At 74.9% G+C, this 16,633-nt stretch carries 17 protein-coding genes; all 17 read left to right on the forward strand.

Annotated elements, in window-relative coordinates:
- Positions 1-480, forward strand: a 480-nt coding sequence (locus tag J1M40_RS06560; protein WP_241252140.1) for a general stress protein, incomplete at its 5' end; no start/stop codon positions are given.
- Between the two features lie 282 nt (positions 481-762).
- Positions 763-1,389, forward strand: a complete 627-nt coding sequence (rpsD, locus tag J1M40_RS06565) for a 30S ribosomal protein S4 (protein ID WP_020621561.1) — start codon at positions 763-765, stop codon at positions 1,387-1,389.
- Between the two features lie 171 nt (positions 1,390-1,560).
- Positions 1,561-1,950, forward strand: a complete 390-nt coding sequence (locus tag J1M40_RS06570; protein WP_020621562.1) for a hypothetical protein — start codon at positions 1,561-1,563, stop codon at positions 1,948-1,950.
- Positions 1,947-4,658: an alanine--tRNA ligase gene (gene alaS / locus J1M40_RS06575; RefSeq protein WP_113914220.1), complete on the forward strand. Its 2,712-nt coding sequence runs from the start codon at positions 1,947-1,949 to the stop codon at positions 4,656-4,658. The genes J1M40_RS06570 and alaS overlap by 4 nt, the downstream gene beginning before the upstream one ends.
- A 7-nt stretch (positions 4,659-4,665) precedes the next feature.
- Positions 4,666-5,187: a Holliday junction resolvase RuvX gene (ruvX, locus tag J1M40_RS06580; RefSeq protein ID WP_052006958.1), complete on the forward strand. Its 522-nt coding sequence runs from the start codon at positions 4,666-4,668 to the stop codon at positions 5,185-5,187.
- On the forward strand, positions 5,184-6,452 hold the full coding sequence (mltG, locus tag J1M40_RS06585; protein WP_113914219.1) for an endolytic transglycosylase MltG: 1,269 nt from the start codon (positions 5,184-5,186) through the stop codon (positions 6,450-6,452). Before ruvX ends, mltG begins: the two co-directional genes overlap by 4 nt.
- Positions 6,452-7,375 carry a shikimate dehydrogenase gene (locus J1M40_RS06590; RefSeq protein ID WP_113914224.1) on the forward strand — a complete coding sequence of 308 codons (924 nt, stop codon included), beginning with the start codon at positions 6,452-6,454 and terminating at the stop codon, positions 7,373-7,375. The genes mltG and J1M40_RS06590 overlap by 1 nt, the downstream gene beginning before the upstream one ends.
- 79 nt (positions 7,376-7,454) lie before the next feature.
- Positions 7,455-8,690, forward strand: a complete 1,236-nt coding sequence (aroC, locus tag J1M40_RS06595) for a chorismate synthase (protein WP_036336604.1) — start codon at positions 7,455-7,457, stop codon at positions 8,688-8,690.
- The gene (locus J1M40_RS06600) at positions 8,687-9,391 is read left to right on the forward strand and encodes a shikimate kinase (RefSeq protein ID WP_044659812.1); all 705 of its coding nucleotides are present in this window, start codon (positions 8,687-8,689) and stop codon (positions 9,389-9,391) included. The genes aroC and J1M40_RS06600 overlap by 4 nt, the downstream gene beginning before the upstream one ends.
- Positions 9,388-10,557, forward strand: coding sequence for a 3-dehydroquinate synthase (aroB, locus tag J1M40_RS06605; protein WP_081097731.1), 1,170 nt, complete (start codon positions 9,388-9,390; stop codon positions 10,555-10,557). The genes J1M40_RS06600 and aroB overlap by 4 nt, the downstream gene beginning before the upstream one ends.
- 120 nt (positions 10,558-10,677) lie before the next feature.
- Entirely contained in the window at positions 10,678-11,241 is a 564-nt protein-coding gene (efp, locus tag J1M40_RS06610) for an elongation factor P (protein WP_002857030.1), read from the forward strand.
- Positions 11,234-11,686, forward strand: a complete 453-nt coding sequence (gene nusB / locus J1M40_RS06615; RefSeq protein ID WP_044659811.1) for a transcription antitermination factor NusB — start codon at positions 11,234-11,236, stop codon at positions 11,684-11,686. The genes efp and nusB overlap by 8 nt, the downstream gene beginning before the upstream one ends.
- 169 nt (positions 11,687-11,855) lie before the next feature.
- Positions 11,856-12,464, forward strand: coding sequence for a bifunctional pyr operon transcriptional regulator/uracil phosphoribosyltransferase PyrR (gene pyrR / locus J1M40_RS06620; protein ID WP_036313707.1), 609 nt, complete (start codon positions 11,856-11,858; stop codon positions 12,462-12,464).
- A gap of 3 nt (positions 12,465-12,467) precedes the next feature.
- Positions 12,468-13,451, forward strand: coding sequence for an aspartate carbamoyltransferase catalytic subunit (locus tag J1M40_RS06625; RefSeq protein WP_036313715.1), 984 nt, complete (start codon positions 12,468-12,470; stop codon positions 13,449-13,451).
- Positions 13,448-14,827 carry a dihydroorotase gene (locus J1M40_RS06630; RefSeq protein ID WP_036313718.1) on the forward strand — a complete coding sequence of 460 codons (1,380 nt, stop codon included), beginning with the start codon at positions 13,448-13,450 and terminating at the stop codon, positions 14,825-14,827. Before J1M40_RS06625 ends, J1M40_RS06630 begins: the two co-directional genes overlap by 4 nt.
- A complete protein-coding gene (locus J1M40_RS06635) occupies positions 14,824-15,450 on the forward strand; it encodes a hypothetical protein (protein ID WP_012750893.1) in 627 nt (208 codons plus the stop codon). The genes J1M40_RS06630 and J1M40_RS06635 overlap by 4 nt, the downstream gene beginning before the upstream one ends.
- The gene (carA, locus tag J1M40_RS06640; protein ID WP_036313720.1) at positions 15,447-16,631 is read left to right on the forward strand and encodes a glutamine-hydrolyzing carbamoyl-phosphate synthase small subunit; all 1,185 of its coding nucleotides are present in this window, start codon (positions 15,447-15,449) and stop codon (positions 16,629-16,631) included. Before J1M40_RS06635 ends, carA begins: the two co-directional genes overlap by 4 nt.
- Positions 16,632-16,633 lie beyond the last annotated feature (2 nt).

Genomic DNA, 16,633 nt, shown 5'->3' on the forward strand with positions numbered 1-16,633 from the left:
GGCCCCGCCCTCCCGCAGGCCGACTACCGCATCCTGCGCTCCGTCCCGGCCTACGCCGAGGCCCAGGCCCTCGTGGACCAGCTCTCCGACGCCGGGTTCCCCGTGGAGCGCGTGCGCATCGTGGGCACCGGGCTGCGCTCCGTGGAGCAGGTCCTGGGCCGGATGACCACCGGCAAGGCCGCCGTCCGCGGCGGGCTGCAGGGCCTGTGGTTCGGCCTCCTGCTCGGCCTGCTCTTCTCGATCTTCGCCCCCGGCTTCGGGTTCCTCTGGATCCTGCTGATCTCCCTGGGCCTGGGCGCCCTGTGGGGGGCCGTCTTCGGGGCGATCGGCCACGCGGCCACCGGCGGCAGGCGCGACTTCACGTCCCTGCAGACCATGGAGGCCGAGTCGTACGACGTGCTGGTCGAGGCCTCCCACCTGGACCAGGCCGGTCAGCTCCTCGGCGCGGACCCCGGCACCGCGGCCACGCCGCGCGCCTGAGCCCCGGCCCGCCCCGTCGTCGTCGCTCTGGTAAGGTGGACCGGTCTGGCAGGCGCTGCGCCCCGGACGCATCCCCCTCGAACGGTCCACGGGACACCCGCGTGCCCGGTCGAGGGACGCGCAGCGCATCAGTGGATGACGGGCGGCGGCACGCCCCTCAGCTCTCCTCAGGATCGCGGGGAGGCCAGGTTCGAGTCCCCTTGACCCGTGTGCCCCGGCGCGCGGACGAGACCTCGAGACAAACCCGAACCGTGCCGCACGTCAAGGAAAGGCAGGTCCACCATGAGTGGCAACCTTCGCACCCGCCGCACCGTGCGGCACTCCCGCGCCCTGGGCATCGCGCTGACCCCCAAGGCCGAGAAGTACATGGAGCGTCGTCCGTACGGCCCCGGCCAGCACGGCCGTGCCCGCCGCAAGCAGGACTCGGACTACGCGGTGCGCCTCAAGGAGAAGCAGCGTCTGCGCGCCCAGTACAACATCCGCGAGGCCCAGATGCGCCGCTACTTCGAGGAGGCCAAGCGCACCGCCGGCCTGACCGGTGAGAACCTGGTCGAGCTCCTCGAGCAGCGCCTCGACGCCCTCGTGCTGCGTGCCGGCTTCGCCCGCACCATCCAGCAGGCCCGTCAGCTCGTCGTGCACCGCCACATCCTGGTGGACGGCAAGCGCGTGGACGTCCCCTCGTTCCGCGTGAAGGAGGGCCAGATGATCCACGTGCACGAGCGCTCGGAGAAGATGGTCCCCTTCCAGCTGGCCGCCGCCGGCGCCCACCAGCAGGTCCTGCCCGCCACCCCGGGCTACCTGACCGTGGAGATCGACAAGCTGCGCGCCACCCTCACCCGTCGCCCGAAGCGCTCCGAGGTCCCCGTGACCTGCGAGGAGCAGCTCGTGGTCGAGTACTACGCGCGCTGATCCGCCGCGGCCGGGTCCGTCCCGGACGACGGCGCCCCGCGCGTCCCGCAGGCCCGGTCACCTCTCGGAGGTGACCGGGCCTGCGGCGTCCCCCGGGCCCGCCGCCGGGGATCGGCGCCGCGCCCGGTAAGGTGGGGCCGGAATCCCTGCCGTCCGAAGGAGGCCCCCGCCATGCTCCGCTCGCTGCTGCTCGTCGGCGCCGGCGCCGCATCCGGCTGGTTCGCACACCGCGCCCTCGGCGACCGTGCCCACCCGGCCACCGACGCGACCGACGCGCCGACGTCTGACCCTGGCTCCGCGGGGGGGCGCGCGGGGTTCTCCGCCCGCCTGGACCCGGAGCGTCTGGCCCGCCAGGCCGGTGAGGCCGCCGCCGACGCCGCGGCGGCCGCCCTGCAGGACGGTGCCCGGCGCCTGGCCGAGCGCGTCCGCGCCGAGGCCCCCTGGGCCGCGCCCTACCTGCCCCACACGGGGCCGATCATCTCCGGGGAGACCGTGGAGCCGCCGTCGCACGGCGCCGCCCGCCCCCAGACCACCACCACGCAGAAGGACACCCCCGCATGAAGTCCCAGGAGATCGCCCGCCGCTGGACCGCCTTCTTTGAGTCCAGGGGGCACCGCGTGGTGCCGTCGGCGTCGCTCGTCTCGCCGGATCCGTCGCTGCTGTTCACGGTGGCCGGCATGGTCCCGTTCATCCCGTACTTCCTGGGGGAGCAGACCCCGCCGAGCCCGCGCGTCGTCTCGGTGCAGAAGTGCATCCGCACCGCGGACATCGAGGAGGTCGGCAAGACCGTCCGCCACGGCACCTTCTTCCAGATGTGCGGCAACTTCTCCTTCGGCGACTACTTCAAGGAGACGGCCATCCCGATGGCCTGGGAGCTGCTGACGTCCTCGGTCGAGGACGGCGGCTTCGGCCTGGACCCCGAGCGCCTCTGGGTCACCGTGTACCGCGAGGACGACGAGGCCGAGCGCATCTGGCGCGAGGACGTGGGCGTCCGTCCCGAGCGCATCCAGCGCATGGGCAAGGACGACAACTACTGGAACACCGGCCAGCCCGGCCCGGGCGGCCCCTGCTCGGAGATCTTCTACGACCGCGGCCCCGCGTACGGCGTCGACGGCGGCCCGGCCGCGGACGACACCCGCTACATCGAGATCTGGAACCTCGTGTTCATGCAGTACCGCCTCTCCGCGGTGCGCTCGAAGGACGACTTCGACATCGCCGGCGAGCTCGAGCACAAGAACATCGACACCGGTCTCGGCCTCGAGCGGCTCGCCATGATCCTCCAGGGTGTGGAGAACATGTACGAGACGGACCAGGTCCGCCCCGTGCTCGACCGCGCCGCGCAGCTGGCCGGCCGCTCCTACACCTCCACCGAGGACCCGGCCGACCCGCACTACGACGACGACGTCCGCCTGCGCATGGTGGCCGACCACGTGCGCTCGGCCCTGATGCTGATCAGCGACGGCGTGCGCCCCGGCAACGAGGGCCGCGGCTACGTGCTGCGCCGCCTCATCCGCCGCGTCGTCCGCGCCCTGCGCCTGATGGGCGTCACCGAGCCCGTTTTCCCTGAGCTGCTGCCGGTCTCCCGGGACGCGATGAAGGGCACCTACCCGGTGGTCGCGGACGAGTTCGAGCGCATCTCCCGGATCGCCTACGCCGAGGAGAAGGCGTTCCTGCGGACCATCGCCGCGGGCACGGCCCGCCTCGACGCCGCGGTGGGCCAGGCCCGCTCGGCGGGCGGCGGCATCGCGGGCCCGGACGCGTTCGAGCTGCACGACACCTACGGCTTCCCGATCGAGCTGACGCTGGAGATCGCGGAGGAGGCCGGCGTCGCCGTGGACGAGGCCGGGTTCCGCGCCCTCATGGCCGAGCAGCGCGACCGCGCCCGCGCGGACGCCAAGGCCAAGAAGGCCGGCCACACGGACACCGCCGTGTACCAGCGCCTGCGCGCCGAGGGCCAGACCCACTTCACCGGCTACACCGAGCACACCACCGAGTCCGTGGTGCGCGGCCTGCTGCAGAACGGCGAGGAGGTCGCGTCCGCCGGCGCCGGCACGGAGCTCGAGCTCGTCCTGGACGCCACGCCGTTCTACGCGGAGTCCGGCGGCCAGGCCGCGGACACCGGCCTGATCACCGGCGACGGCTTCCGCCTCGAGGTGCTCGACGTGCAGGCCCCCGTGAAGGGGCTGTCCGTGCACAGGGTCAAGGTCCTCGACGGCGAGGTCGCCGCCGGCGCGCAGGCCCTCGGCGCGATCGACCTGCAGCGCCGCCTCGACGGCGAGAAGGCCCACTCCGGCACCCACCTGGTGCACGCCGCACTGCACCAGATCCTCGGCCCCGAGGCCACCCAGTCCGGCTCCTTCAACAAGGAGGGCTACCTGCGCTTCGACTTCCGCTGGGCCGAGGCGCTCTCGGCCGGGGCCCGCTCCGAGGTCGAGGACGTGGTGAACATCGCCATCCGCGACGACCACGCCGTGCTCACCCAGGAGATGAGCCTCGAGGAGGCGCGCGCACTCGGCGCGATGAGCCTGTTCGGCGAGAAGTACGGCGACCGGGTGCGCGTCGTGGAGATCGACGGCGCCTGGTCCCGCGAGCTGTGCGGCGGCACCCACGTGGGCCGCACCGCGCAGATCGGCTCGCTGACCCTGCTCGGCGAGCAGTCCGTGGGCTCGGGCAACCGCCGCGTCGAGGCGCTCGTCGGCCTGGACTCGTTCCGCCACCTCGCCGCGGAGCGCACCCTCGTCTCCGAGCTCTCGGAGATGTTCAAGGCCCCGGCCGAGGAGCTCAAGGACCGCATCGGCGCCACCCTGGACCGGCTCAAGGCGGCCGAGAAGCAGGTCGCGGAGCTGCGGGCCCAGGCGCTGCAGGCCCAGGCCGGGCAGCTCGCCGGGCAGGCCCAGGACGTCACGACGTCCGCCGGGACGTCGGTGCGGGTGCTGGCGCACCACGTCGGCGACGTGGCCGGGGACCAGCTGCGTTCCCTCGTGCTGGACCTGCGCGCCCGGATCGAGTCGGCCGGCGGCAACGCGGCGGGCACGCCCGTGCTCGTGGCCCTCACGGCCGAGGCCAAGGGCCGGCCCCTCGTGGTCGTGGCGACCAACGAGGCCGCCCGCGCGGCCGGCCTCAAGGCGGGCGCCATGGTCAAGACCGCCACCGGCGTGCTCGGCGGCGGGGGCGGAGGCAAGGACGACGTCGCCCAGGGCGGCGGCCAGGACGTCACGCGCGTCGGGGACGCGCTCGAGGCCGTCGTCGCCGCGGTGCGCGCGGCCTGAGGCGGACGTGAGCGCAGGTCAGGACGGGGCCGCCGTGGCGAGCGACGCCGTGCGCCGGGGGCGCACCCTCGGCGTCGACGTCGGACGTGCCCGCGTGGGCGTCGCGTCGGCCGACCCCGACGGCCTGATCGCCACCCCCGTGGCCACCCTGCGGCGGGATGCGCGTCGACGTCGTGACGTGGACGAGCTCGTCGCCCACGCACGCGAGCTCGACGTCGTCGCCGTGTACGTCGGCCTGCCGGTGAATCTGCGGGGCGAGCACACGCCGTCCACGCAGGACGCCCTCGACTACGCGGACGCCGTCGCCGCCGCCCTGGTCGAGGCGGGCCACCCCGTGCCGGTCCGGCTCGTCGACGAGCGGCTCAGCACGGTCTCCGCGCAGGCCGGACTGCGGGCCGCGGGCCGGTCCGTCAAGTACAGCCGCGGCGTGATCGACCAGGCGGCCGCCGTCGCGATCCTGCAGGCCGCCGTGGACGAGCAGCGCCGCACCGGCCGCTGGGCCGGCCAGGACCGGGAGCAGATCCGGTGACCGGCGACCACCAGCACGCGCGGCGTGAGGACCACTGGGACGATCTGCTCGGCGACGAGGCCGACGTCCACGACGACCTCGACGTGTTCGGCTTCGCCCACGGCGAGGCGGACGAGGCCGATCTCGGCGTCCCGTCCCAGCCGGTCGACGCGGCCGGCCCATGCCGGCCCCGCACGTTCCTGCGTCGCCGGGGCTCCGGGTCCCACCCGGCCCCGCGGGTCGATCGCGGCGCCGGCCGGCGGCGGACCGCGCTGGTGCTGGGCACGGTGCTCGTGGCGTTCGCCGTCGTGGTCGGGCTGATCGTGCGCGGGTTCCTGGGCGGCCCCGACCACACGGCCGTCGAGGGCGACGAGGTGACGTTCTCGGTGGAGCCGGGCGAGGACCTGGGCTCCGTGGCGGCCCGCCTGGACCGGGCCGGCATCGTGGCCTCCGCCCGTGCGTTCGAGCGCGCCGCCAGGGACACGGGCAGCGGTCTCGTGCGCTCGGGGGACTTCGTGCTGCGCGAGCGGATGCCCGCGGCCGAGGCCCTCGCGGTGCTCCAGGGCGCCGCGGACGGGGCCGTGCACTACGTGCTCGTGGAGCGCGGCCGGCGACTCACCGAGGTGCTGGACGCCGTCGCCGAGGCCACGGGGCTGCCCCGCGAGGAGCTCGAGGCCGCCGCCCACGACCCGACCCGCTACGGCGTCCCCGGGGAGGCGGGCACGCTCGAGGGCTGGCTCGACGCGGGGGAGTACCGCCTCCCCGTCGACGCCACCGCCGAGCAGGTGCTCGACTCCCTGATCCGGCCCACCCTCGCCGAGCTCGACGCCCTCGACGTCCGCGACCCGGCCGAGCAGCAGCGCCTGCTCACGATCGCCTCCATCCTCGAGGCGGAGGCCCTGCCCCAGGACTACCGGCAGGTCGCCGGCGCCATCGAGAACCGCCTCGCCCCGGACAACACCGAGACGCGCGGGCTCCTGCAGATCGACGCCACCGTCACGTACGGCCTCGGCGTGCGCAGCCTCAGCTTCACCTCGGGCCAGCGCCAGGACGCGTCGAACCCCTACAACACGTACGTGCACCCGGGCCTGCCGCCGGGTCCGATCGGCATGCCCTCCGACGCGGCCGTCGAGGCCGCCCTCGACCCGGCCGAGACGGACGCCTACTACTGGGTGACCACGGACATCGGCACCGGCCACACCGAGTTCTCCCGCACCTATGAGGAGCACCAGCAGCACGTGCGCACCCTGCAGCGCTACTGCGCCTCCAATCCGGGGGTGTGCTGATGCGCCCCACGCTGCGCGCGGCGGTCCTGGGCCGGCCGATCGCCCACTCGCTCTCCCCGGTGCTGCACGCGGCCGGCTACCGGGTCCTGGGCCTCGACGTCGACTACGGCCGCCGAGACCTGGGCGAGGACGAGGTGCTCGCCTTCGCGGCCGAGCACCTCGGCGCCCCGGGCACGGCCGACGGCGGCGCGGCCGCGGCCCGCGGGCAGGACTGGCTCGGCTGCTCCGTCACCATGCCGCTGAAGCGGGCGGTCGTCGCCGCCGCCGGGCACGTCAGCGACCGCGTCCGCCTCCTGGGCACCGCGAACACCCTCGTGCGCGACCACCCCTCCGCGCCCGGGGTCGTCCACGCCGAGAACACGGACGTGGACGGCATCCTCGGCGCCCTCGCCGCGGCCGGCCTCGACCGTGCCGCCCGGGGCGGGACCGTCGGCGTCCTCGGGAACGGGGGGACCGCGACGGCGGCCGTCCTCGCCGCCGCCACGCTCGGCGCGGACGCGGTGCTCTTCGGCGTCCGCGACCCCGCCCGCGCCGCCGAGGTGACGGCCCTGGCCGACGCGCTCGGGCTGCGCTGGGCGACCCTGACCCAGGCGGATCTGCTCCGGCGGGCGCCGGGGCTGCGTGCCGTCGTCGCCACCCTGCCGCCGCGCGCCGCGGACGCCCTGGCCGCACACGTGCCGGCCGGCGCCGCCCTGCCGCCCCTGCTGGACGCGGCCTACGACCCGTGGCCCTCCGTGCTGGCGTCCGCCTGGTCCCGGGAGGGCGGTCCGGTGGCGTCCGGGCTGTCCATGCTGCTGCACCAGGGCATCGAGCAGGTCCGGCTGTTCACGGCCCGGCCCCGCGCCGCGGCCGGGATGCCCGAGCCGGACTGGGCGGCGGTGACGCGCGCCGCGGCGGACGCCCTGGGACCGGCCGCCGGCTGAGCGTCGAACGCCGGATCCGGTGCGTCCCGTCCGGTCACACGTGACGGCGCGGCGCCCCGTGCGTGAGAGACTGCACGCCATGGTGCGCTGGTTGACAGCGGGGGAGTCTCACGGCCCCGCGCTCACAGGAATCGTAGAGGGACTGCCGGCCGGGATCCCGGTCACGACGCAGGACGTGCAGGACGCGCTCGCGCGCCGCCGCCTGGGGTACGGGCGCGGCGCGCGCATGAAGTTCGAGCAGGACGCGGTGACGATCCTCGGCGGCGTCCGCCACGGCCGCACCCTCGGCTCGCCTGTGGCGATCCAGGTGGGCAACACGGAATGGCCCAAGTGGGAGAAGGTGATGGCCGCCGATCCCGTCCCCGCGGAGGAGCTCGACGGTCTGGCCCGCAACGCGGCGCTCACCCGCCCGCGGCCCGGCCACGCCGACCTGACCGGCATGCAGAAGTACGGCTTCGACGAGGCCCGCCCCCTCCTCGAGCGCGCCTCCGCCCGTGAGACCGCCGCCCGTGTGGCCCTGGGCACCGTCGCCCGCGCCTTCCTCGGCGAGCTCGGCGTGCGGATCGTCTCCCACACCGTGGCCTTCGGGGAGGCCGCCCTGCCGGAGGGCCACCCGTTCCCCGTCCCCGAGGACGAGGCCCGCCTCGACGCCGACCCGGTCCGCTGCCTCGACCCGCAGACCTCCGCGGCGATGGTCGCCGAGGTCGACGACGCCCACCGCGCCGGGGAGACCCTCGGCGGCGTCGTGGAGGTGCTGGCGTACGGCGTGCCGATCGGCCTGGGCTCCCACGTCCACTGGGACCGCCGCCTCGACGCGCGGCTGGCGGGGGCGCTCATGGGCATCCAGGCGATCAAGGGCGTGCAGGTCGGCGACGGGTTCGCCACGGCCGCCCGACGCGGCACCGCCGCCCACGACGGGATCGCCCGCGGCGCGGACGGCCGCCCCCGGCGCACGACCGACCGGGCCGGCGGCATCGAGGCCGGCATGTCGACGGGCGAGCTGCTGCGCGTGAGCGCCGCGATGAAGCCGATCGCCACGGTGCCGCGCGCACTGCCCACGGTCGACGTCGCCACGGGCGCGGAGACCACGGCCCACCATCAGCGCTCCGACGTGGCGGCCGTGCCCGCCGCGGGCATCGTCGCCGAGGCCATGGTCGCCCTCGTCCTGGCCGACGCGATGCTCGAGAAGTTCGGCGGCGACTCCGTGGCCGAGACGCGCCGCAACCTCGAAGCGTTCCAGGCCGCGGTCCCCGCCCTGCCGGAGCCGGGCGCCGACGTCGTGGCGGACGGCCCGATGGGCGACCCCCTGCCGTGACCGACACCCCCGGGACCGCGCCGGCCCCGGGACCGGACCCGAGCACGCGTCCCGTCCCCGGGCCCGTCACCGTGTGCCCGTGGGAGGGCATGATCGGTGCCCTCGAGGCGCGCCTGACGGCCGCGGCCACGGTGGCCGCCGCGGCCGACGAGGACCCGGCCGCGCGCCCGGCCCGCCGGATCGTCCTCGTCGGCCCGATGGGGGCCGGGAAGACGACGGTCGGCCGGGCCCTGGCCGCCGTGACCGGGCTGCCCTTCGTGGACTCCGACGAGCTGTTCACCCAGGTGCACGGCCCGATCCCGGAGTTCTTCGCCGAGCACGGCGAGGCCGCGTTCCGGGCGGAGGAGGCGCGCGTCATCGGCCATGTGCTCGGCCGACCCGCCCCGTGCGTCCTCTCGTGCGGCGGCGGCGCCGTCCTGCATCCGGGCACCCGCCGCGCGCTGGCCGGGCCGGACTCCGACGTCGTCTACCTCGCGGTCGGAGAGGAGGAGGCGCTGCGCCGCGTGGGCGGCGGCGCGGGCCGCCCCGTCCTGGCCGGAGACCCCGCCGGGACCTGGCGGCGCATCCTCGCCGAACGCGAGGGGCTGTACCGCGAGGTCGCCGACCTCGTGCTCGACACCACAGGCCTGACGGCCGCCGAGGCGGCCTGGCGTATCGTGGGGGACGCCCACCGCCCCCGAAGGAGTGAGTCACACCCATGACCGACCGTGAGCCGGACATCACCGAGCAGGAGACCCCGGGGGCGGCGCCCGCGGCCGCTCCGGCCGCACCCGAGGACGTGACGGTCATCCCCGTGGCCGGCGGCCACGAGGCGGCCGTGCACGGCGGCTACGACGTGGTGGTGGGCCGGGGCCTGCTCGCGCGCCTGCCGGACATGCTCGGCCCGACCGTCCGACGCGTGCTGGTCATCCATCCGCGCGCCCTCCGGGCCACCGGCGACGTCGTCAAGAACGACCTCGAGGCCGTGGGCCTGACCGCACTGACCGCCGAGATCCCGGACGCCGAGGAGGGCAAGCACCTGCAGGTGGCCGGGTTCTGCTGGCAGGTGCTCGGCCAGAACGACTTCACCCGGTCGGACGCGATCGTCTCCGTGGGCGGCGGCGCCGTGTCCGACCTGGCCGGCTTCGTGGCGGCCACGTGGCTGCGCGGCGTCCGCGTCGTGCACATGCCCACCACCCTGCTGGGCATGGTGGACGCGGCGGTGGGCGGCAAGACCGGCATCAACACCGCCGAGGGCAAGAACCTGGTGGGGGCGTTCCACAATCCGGCCGGCGTGCTGGCGGACCTGGACACGCTGCTCACCCTGCCGGCCAACGAGCTGATCTCCGGCCTGGCCGAGGTCGTGAAGTGCGGCTTCATCGCCGACCCCGCGATCCTCGACCTCATCGAGGAGGACCCGGCCCAGGCCCAGAACCCGCACTCCGCGCGGCTGCGCGAGCTGATCGAGCGTTCGATCCGGGTCAAGGCGGACGTCGTCTCCCGCGACCCCCGCGAGTCGGGCGCCCGCGAGGCGCTGAACTACGGCCACACGATGGGGCACGCGATCGAGCTCGCCGAGCGCTACCAGTGGCGCCACGGCGCCGCGGTGTCCGTGGGGCTGGTCTTCGCGGCCGAGCTGGCCCGCTCCCTCGGCCGGCTCGACGACGCCACCGCGGACCGCCACTGGTCGGTGCTGACGGCCCTGGGCCTGCCCGTCTCCTACCGCGGGGACCGGTGGCAGACCCTGCTCGAGGGCATCCGCCGGGACAAGAAGAACCGCGGCGACCAGCTGCGCTTCGTCCTGCTGGACGGGCTCGCGCAGCCCACCACCGTGGACATCCCGGACGCGTCCCTGCTCTTCGCGGCGTACCAGGAGATCGCAGAGTGAGCCGCCGCTGACCCCGGCCCCGCGCGGGGCCTCCCGTAGACTGGCCCGCGCACATCCAAGACCCCACCCACTGCAGGCGGACCCGTGACGGTCCGCGAGACCGATCGGGAGCACACACACGTGGCAACGAGCAACGACATCAAGAACGGCGCCGTCCTGAAGCTGGAGGGCCAGCTCTGGAACGTCACCGAGTTCCAGCACGTCAAGCCGGGCAAGGGCGGCGCGTTCGTCCGCACCAAGATGAAGAACATCACCACGGGCAAGGTCGTGGACAAGACCTTCAACGCCGGCGCCAAGGTCGAGTTCGCCACCGTGGACCGCTCCGACTACCAGTACCTCTACCAGGACGGCGCGGACTACGTGTTCATGGACGTCAAGGACTACGACCAGATCACCGTGCCCGGGGCCGTGGTCGGCGACGCCGCGAAGTACATGCTCGAGAACACCCAGGTGGTCATCGCCCTGCACGAGGGCACGCCGCTGTACCTCGAGATGCCGGCGTCCGTGGTCCTGGAGATCACCTACACCGAGCCGGGCCTGCAGGGGGACCGCTCGTCCGCCGGCACCAAGCCCGCCACCGTGGAGACCGGCGCCGAGATCCAGGTGCCGCTCTTCGTCGAGCAGGGCACCCGCGTCAAGGTCGACACCCGCACCGGCGACTACCTCGGCCGCGTCAATGACTGAGCGGGCCTCCGCCGGCTCCGCTGCCAAGCGGGGGACCACGGCGCGCAGCCGCTCCCGGCAGCGTGCGGTGGAGATCCTGTTCGAGGCCGAGCAGCGGGGCTCCAGCGCGCTGGAGGGCATCCGCACCCGCCGCGAGAGCACCGATCTGCAGGTGAACGCCTACACCCAGCGGCTCGTGGAAGGCGTCATCGCGGACCAGGAGCGGCTCGACGAGGCCCTGAGCTCCTACTCCCGCGGCTGGTCCCTGGACCGCATGCCCGCCGTCGACCGGGCGATCCTGCGCGTGGGGGCCTGGGAGCTGCTGTTCCAGGACGACGTGCCGGACGCCGTCGCCATCTCCGAGGCCGTCGCCCTGGCCGCCCAGCTGTCCACGGACGACTCGCCCGAGTTCGTCAACGGTCTGCTCGGCCGCCTGCAGCAGGTCAAGCCGACGCTGCTCGCCTGAGCGGCCGAGAGCTCCGTCACGAGGCCCGTCCCGCACCGCGTCATCCGCGCCGTGGGGCGGGCCTCGCTGGTAGAGTCGGCGACGTCCCGCGCGGGGGCCCACCGGCGCCCCGGGACGAACCACGCATCCTTTAAGAGCCGTCCTGTGAGGCGGGGAAGGAGGCGCCGGCATGGGAACTGACCCCGCCGCACCTCGTGCTGCCCGGACCGTGCTGTCCACGTCCGAGATCGACCGGGCGCTGACCCGGATCGCCCACGAGATCCTCGAGTCCAACAAGGGCGCCGAGGGTCTCGTCCTGATGGGGATCCCGCGCCGCGGGGCCCCCCTGGCCCGGCGGCTCGGCGCCCTGCTGGCCCGCATCGAGCCGGCCTTCGACCCCACCGCCGCCGTCGGTGAGGTGGACGTGACGCTCTACCGGGACGACCTCCGCCGCGGCACGGCCCGCACCCCGATGCCCACCCGCCTGCCCGAGGTCCCCCTCGACGGCGCCGTCGTCGTGCTCGTGGACGACGTCCTCTTCTCCGGCCGCACCGTCCGGGCCGCCCTCGACGCGATCGCCGACCTGGGCCGCCCCGCCGCCGTGCGCCTGGCCGTCCTCGTGGACCGCGGGCACCGCGAGCTGCCCGTCCGGGCCGACTTCGTGGGCAAGAACCTGCCGACCTCCACCGCCGAGCGCGTCCAGGTCCGGCTCATGGAGGTCGACGGCCCCGAGGGCACCGGCGAGGTCACTGAGGACGCCGTGAGCATCGTCGACCGTGTCGCGACCCGGGAGGGTTGAGCCGTGCGCCACCTGCTGTCCACCGCCGACCTCTCCCGCGCCGACGCCCTCGCCGTCCTCGACACCGCCGAGGAGATGGCCGCCGTCAACCAGCGCGAGGTCAAGAAGCTGCCCGCCCTGCGCGGCCGCACCGTGGTGAACCTCTTCCTCGAGGACTCCACCCGCACCCGCATCTCCTTCGAGGCCGCCGCCAAGCGGCTCTCCGCGGACGTGATCAACTTCTCCGCGAAGGGGTCGTCCGTCTCCAAGGGGGAGTCGCTCAAGGACACCGTCCAGACGCTCGAGGCCATCGGCGCGGACGCCATCGTGATGCGCCACTGGTCCTCGGGCGCGGCCCGCCAGCTGGCCGACTCCGGCTGGGTGCGCTCCGCCGTCGTGAACGCCGGCGACGGCACCCACGAGCACCCCACCCAGGCCCTCCTGGACGCCTTCACCCTGCGCCGGCGCCTCGCCGCGGCGACGGGAGAGGACCTGGTCGGCCGGGACCTGACCGGCATGCGCGTGGTGATCGTGGGGGACATCCTGCACTCGCGCGTGGCCCGGTCCAACGTGTGGCTGCTCAGCACGCTGGGCGCACAGGTCACCCTGGCCGCCCCGCCCACCCTGCTGCCCGTGGGCGTGGCCGCGTGGCCGTGCCAGGTCACCTACTCGCTGGACGAGGCCCTCGACGCCGGCCCCGACGCCGTCATGATGCTCCGCGTCCAGGCCGAGCGAATGGGCGGCGCCTTCTTCCCGTCCGCAGGGGAGTACACCCGGACCTGGGGGCTGACCGACGACCGCTTCGCCCGCCTCACCGCCGGCCGGGGCGCCCTGCTCGACGAGCCCGTGGTCATGCACCCCGGCCCGATGAACCGCGGCCTGGAGATCAGCCCGGCGGCGGCGGACTCGCCCCGCAACACCGCCCTCGAGCAGGTCGCCAACGGCGTGTCCGTCCGCATGGCGGTCCTGCACCTCGTCCTCAACCACGACCAGGAGGTCCGCCCGTGAGCGCCCCCAGCCCCGCCCCCCTGCTGCTGCGCAGCGCGCGCCTGACCACGGGCGAGACCGCCGACGTGCTCGTCGCCGAGGGCCGGATCGCCGCCCTCGGCCCGGACGCCGCGACCCACGCCGCCGGCCTCGACCCGGCCCCCGAGGAGGTCGACTGCGCCGGCCTGGTGCTGCTGCCCGGGCTCGTCGACCTGCACACCCATCTGCGCCAGCCCGGCAAGGAGGACGCGGAGACGGTCGAGACCGGCACCCGCGCCGCCGCGATGGGCGGCTTCACCTCGGTCCACGCGATGGCCAACTCGACGCCGACGGCCGACACCGCCGGCGTGGTGGAGCAGGTGTGGCGGCTGGGCCGGGACGCGGGCTGGTGCGATGTGCACCCCGTGGGCGCGGTGACCGTGGGCCTGGCCGGCGAGGCCCTGGCCGACCTCGGCGCGATGGCCGACTCGCAGGCCCGCGTGCGGATGTTCTCCGACGACGGCATGTGCGTCCACGACGCCGTGCTGATGCGCCGTGCGCTCGAGTACGTGAAGTCCTTCGGCGGCTTCGTGGCCCAGCACGCGCAGGAGCCGAACCTCACCGCCGGCGCCCAGATGAACGAGTCCGAGCTCTCCGGCGTCCTCGGCCTGGCCGGCTGGCCCGCCGTGGCGGAGGAGGCCATCATCGCCCGTGACGTGCTGCTGGCCCAGCACGTGGACTCCCGCCTGCACGTGTGCCACGTCTCCACGGCCGGCTCCGTCGAGCTGATCCGCTGGGCCAAGGCCCAGGGCGTGGCCGTGACCGCCGAGGTCACCCCGCACCACCTGCTGCTCACCGAGGAGCTCGTCCGCTCCTACGACCCCGTGTTCAAGGTCAACCCGCCGCTGCGCCGCGAGTCCGACGTGATGGCCCTGCGCGCCGGGCTGGCCGACGGCACCATCGACACCGTGGGCACCGACCACGCCCCACACACCGCCGAGACCAAGCAGTGCGAGTGGACGGTCGCGGCGATGGGCATGACGGGCCTCGAGACCGCCCTGTCCGTGGTGCAGCAGGCGATGGTGGACACCGGCCTGATGGACTGGGCCGGCGTCGCCCGCGTAATGTCCACGGCGCCGGCCCGGATCGCCGGCCTGACCGACCAGGGCCAGGCCGACGAGCGCGGCGTCCCGCGCGTCGGCGCCGTGGCCAACCTCGTGCTCGTGGACCCGCAGGCCCGCCGCACCGTGGACCCCGAGCAGCACCTGACCAAGTCCCGCAACAGCCCGTACCGGGGCATGGAGCTGCCGGGCGCGGTACGCCACACGGTCTACCGCGGCGCCCGCGTCGTCGCCGACGGCGCCCCCGCCCGGCCGTACCGCCACCCGGCCCTGACGGAGACGGGGGAGCGCGCGTGAGCATCACCTCCCTGGCCGCCGCCCTGGCGGCCCGTCCCGTCCCGCCGCGGACCCCGACGAAGGACTACGCGGACGTGTGGCTGCCGGTGACCCTGGGCACCCTGGCCGTCGTCCTCGTGCTGCTCGGCCTGCTGGCCCTCGGGTGGCGGGCCCGCCGCCGGGCGCAGGCCGGGATCCCGGCCCCGGCCCCCGTGCCGACGGCCCTCTACGACGCCGAGCCGACGCTGTCCGCGGAGGGCATGCACGTGGGCACGGTGCGCGGCGAGGACCGACTGGACCGCGTGGCGGTGCACGGCCTGGGCCTGCGCTCGCGCGCCGTCCTCGAGGTCCACGACGCCGGCACCCACCGCGGCCTGCTCGTGCTCCGCCCCGGGGCCGCCAACCTGTTCATCCCCGCGGACGACCTCGTCGAGGCCGGCCTGTCCGGCGGGATCGCCGGCAAGTTCGTCGAGCCGGGCGGGCTCGTCGCCTGGGGCTGGCGCCTCGGCGACGTCGAACTCACCTCCGCCTTCCGCCCCGACCGCCCCGAGGACCGCGACCGGCTCCTCGCCGCCCTGCAGACCATCATCGACCCCGCCCCGGCCGACCCGGCCGGCCGCGCAGGAGAAGGAGACCCCCGATGAGCACCCCCACCGACGACCTGGCCCTGCTCGTCCTCGAGGACGGCACCGTCCACCGCGGCCGGGCCTACGGCGCCCGCGGCCGCACCCTGGGCGAGGCCGTGTTCACCACGGGCATGACCGGCTACCAGGAGACCCTCACCGACCCGTCCTACGCGGGGCAGATCATCGTGCAGACCTCCCCGCACATCGGCAACACCGGGGTCAACGACGCCGACCGCGAGTCGCGGGCGATCTTCGCCGCCGGCTACGTGGTCCGCGACGCGGCCCGGCGTCCGTCCAACTGGCGCGCCGAGCGCACCCTCGACGAGGAGCTCGAGACGTTCGGCGTCGTCGGGATCCGCGAGGTCGACACCCGGGCCATCACCCGCCGCCTGCGCACCGAGGGCTCGATGCGCGCCGGCGTGTTCTCCGGCGAGCACGCCGCCCGCCCGGAGGCCGAGCTGCTGGCGGAGGTGCGCGCCCAGCCGTCGATGGCCGGCGCCCGCCTCGCGGAGTCCGTCACCACGGAGCAGCCGTACGTCATCGAGCCGGCCGAGCACGGCTGGGAGGGCGAGCCGATCGCCGAGATCGCCGCCCTCGACCTCGGCATCAAGGCCGCCACGCCGCGGCACCTGGCCTCCCGCGGCATCCGCGTGCACGTGCTGCCCGCGGCCACGGACCTGGCCGGCATCCGCGCCGTGGACCCGGACGGCGTCTTCCTGTCCAACGGCCCCGGCGACCCGGCCACGGCAGACGCCCAGGTGGAGCTGCTGCGCGAGGTCCTCGACGCCGGCCTGCCGTTCTTCGGCATCTGCTTCGGCAACCAGATCTTCGGCCGCGCGCTCGGCTTCGACACCTACAAGCTGAAGTTCGGCCACCGCGGCCCGAACCAGCCGGTGCTGGACAAGGCCACGGGCCGCGTGGCCATCACCTCCCAGAACCACGGCTTCGCCGTGGACGCCCCCCTCGGCGAGCCGATCGAGGCGCCGGAGTCGCGCTTCGGCCGCGTCGAGGTCTCCCACTGGTCCCTGAACGACCAGGTCGTCGAGGGCCTGCGCCTGCTCGACCGGCCCGCCTTCTCCGTGCAGTTCCACCCGGAGTCCGCGGCCGGCCCCAACGACACCCTCGACCTGTTCGACCGCTTCGTGCAGCTGCTCACCGAGCACCGCGCCGCCACCACCCCCGCCACCGAAGGAGCCTGATC

It is taken from the genome of Micrococcus sp. KRD026, from assembly GCF_017168445.1.
Taxonomy (GTDB): Bacteria; Actinomycetota; Actinomycetes; order Actinomycetales; family Micrococcaceae; genus Micrococcus; species Micrococcus luteus.